This window comes from Lacinutrix chionoecetis, from assembly GCF_053604665.1.
Window position 1 is genome coordinate 1 of the sequence record NZ_JBSHNQ010000045.1, and the last position, 2,901, is coordinate 2,901.

The 2,901-nt window shown below is 39.4% G+C and carries 3 protein-coding genes; all 3 read left to right on the plus strand.

What is annotated here, in order from left to right:
* Window positions 1-261 (plus strand): gliding motility-associated C-terminal domain-containing protein (locus ACVC43_RS00295; RefSeq protein ID WP_452222575.1); only part of this gene is annotated, 261 nt, incomplete at its 5' end.
* A gap of 27 nt (window positions 262-288) precedes the next feature.
* Window positions 289-1,194, plus strand: coding sequence for a PorP/SprF family type IX secretion system membrane protein (locus ACVC43_RS00300; protein WP_452222576.1), 906 nt, complete (start codon window positions 289-291; stop codon window positions 1,192-1,194).
* Window positions 1,195-1,225: 31 nt separating this feature from the next.
* The coding region (locus tag ACVC43_RS00305; RefSeq protein WP_452222577.1) for an OmpA family protein at window positions 1,226-2,901 on the plus strand (1,676 nt) is incomplete at its 3' end.

Sequence of the window (2,901 nt, forward strand, 5' to 3'; positions counted from 1 at the left end):
TGTATTATCCCACAAGGTATTTCACCAAATGGCGACGGTTTAAACGACACCTTCGATTTAAGCAGTTACGATGTACAAACTTTAACCATCTTTAATAGAAACGGCGTTAAAGTTTATGAGAAGGCTAATTACACCAACGAGTGGCGTGGACAATCGTTAGATGGCGATGAGTTACCAGTAGGCACCTATTATTATGTAATGAACTACCAAGGCAACAAAACCAAAGCCGCTTGGGTCTATATTAACAGAGAAAGTAACTAAAACTAACAAGAAACCAACATTAAACAAATGAAGAACATACTATATATCGCATTCCTTGTAGTTATAGGAGTACAAGCACAACAAGACCCACAGTATACCCAATACATGTATAACATGAACGTAATCAATCCTGCCTATGCAGGATCCAGCGAAAGCGTATCTATAGGCGCACTATACCGCAGCCAGTGGGTAGGATTAGAAGGCTCACCAAGCACAGGAACCTTAGCCATACATGCACCAGTGGGCAATCGTGTAGGCTTAGGGCTATCGCTTATAAGTGACGAAGTTGGCCCAGTAAACGAAACCAATGCCTATGTAGACTTCTCCTACACCTTACCGGTAGGCAGCAGTACTAAATTAGCCTTTGGATTAAAAGCAGGAGCCACCTTCCATGACATAGGGTTAGCCAATATAGACACCATAGATGCAGGCGATCCTTTTTTCTCACAAGACGTTAATGAAACCACAGCCAATGTAGGCGCAGGAGTTTATTTATACCAACCCAACCGTTGGTACATTTCAGCCTCGATGCCAAACATTTTAAATGGTACCCATTTAGACTTAAACGGAAGAAAGATAGGTTCTGAAACCGAACACCTTTTTGCAGCCGCAGGTTACGTATTCGATTTATCAGAAAACTTTAAATTAAAGCCACACGCCTTATTAAAGTATGCCTTCGATGCACCAGTAAGTTACGATGTTAACCTTAACCTGTTTATGTACGATGTTGTAGAAATAGGAGCCGGTTACAGATTAGACGATTCCTTTAGTGGCATGATAAACTTTATTGTTTCGCCAGCATTACGAATAGGTTATGCTTACGACGCTATTCAATCAGAATTAGATGTCGTTACCGATGCCTCACATGAGATATTTGTAAACTTCGATATCAATCTACCAAGAAAAGTATCAAGATCACCACGTTATTTCTAATCATATAAGCTAACACAAAAGACACGACCAGATGAAACACATAAAACTATTGATAACACTTGTCATGCTAATTAGCTTTAGCGTGAGCGCACAAACAAAAGCAACAAAAAGTGCCGATAAACACTTTGCAAAATTAGAATTTGTAGAAGCAGCCGAAGCTTATAACAAACTTGTAGAAAAAGGCGAAGGCAGTCCTTACGTTTATGGCCGTTTAGCCGAAGCTAATTACAATATATTCAGTACAACAGAAGCCGAAAAATGGTTTGCTAAAGCCTTAGAAAGCTCACAAGAACCAGAAATGATCTTCAAATATGCCGAAATGCTAAAAGCTAACGGAAAATACGAAGCATCAAACGAGCAGATGCGTAAGTTTGCTTCCATGCGACCAAGCGATGACAGAGCCGCTATGTTTATGGCCAATCCAGATTATCTTCCAAAAATTTTAGAACGCGGAAAGAAATTTAACGTTCAAAATATGGACGTTAACTCTAAAGTATCAGACTTTGGAGGGACATTAAAAGACGGAAAGCTATATATAGCTTCCGCAAGAAACAGTGCCAGAAAAACCTATGGTTGGAATGACCAGCCGTTTTTAGACATGTACTCATTCACCTTAGCCGAAGATGGTACTTACCAAAACGAAACCATGCTGGGCGATGACATGAACACCAAATACCATGAAGGATTAATGTCCTTCTCACCAGACGGTAAAACAGTCTACTTCTCAAGAGAAAGTTTCTTTGAAGACATCTACGAGAAAGATTCGCTGTCTAACACAAAATACAGTGTATTACACTTATTTAAAGCCACAAAAACAGGCGATAAGTTTTCTAAAATAGAAGCCTTACCAATTAACAGCAGAAACTACTCTATAAAAAACCCAAGCGTTAGTGCAGATGGCAAAACCATCTATTTTGCCAGCGATATGCCAGGAGGTTTTGGAAAATTCGATATCTACAAAGCCAGTATAGGCAATGGTGGGCAGGTAGGCACACCAGTAAATATGGGACAAAAAGTAAATACCGAAGGCCAAGAAATGTTCCCATACATTAGCAGTAACAATACCCTTTACTTTTCTTCAATAGGGCATTTAGGGCTTGGAGGTATGGATGTATTTTACACCAAAGAAGTTGATGGTAAATTAGCACCTATTAGAAATGTGGGAATACCTATAAACTCTAATGGCGATGATTTTGCATTCTCTATAAACGAAGACACAGGCGAAGGTTTTGTCTCTTCAAACAGAGATGGAGGCAAAGGCGATGATGATATTTATCAAATTAAAAAAATACAACCACTTTGTGATGTGCTAATCGTAGCCACAGTAAAAGATAACAAAACCAAAACAACCATAGCAGGAGCAACAGCCTCTTTGGTAGACAGCCAGGGTAATGTATTATCTACTAAAACCACAGATGTGGAAGGTAGAGTAGAATATATTATAGAATGCGAAACAGATACCGAGTTACAGGTTACTATGGACGGTTACGAGAGTAACAAACTTGCAATCGCAGGAAGTAACGAAGAAGAAGTAATGGTAGACATTGCTTTAGACCCAATCGAGAAAATTATTGAGCAGGAACGAGTAGTACTTAAGCCTATTTATTTCGATTTCGATAAATCTAACATAACCGCACCAGCAGCCTTTGAGCTGGACAATCTGGTACAGGTAATGAACAAGTATCCAAACATGGTTATTTACGCCAC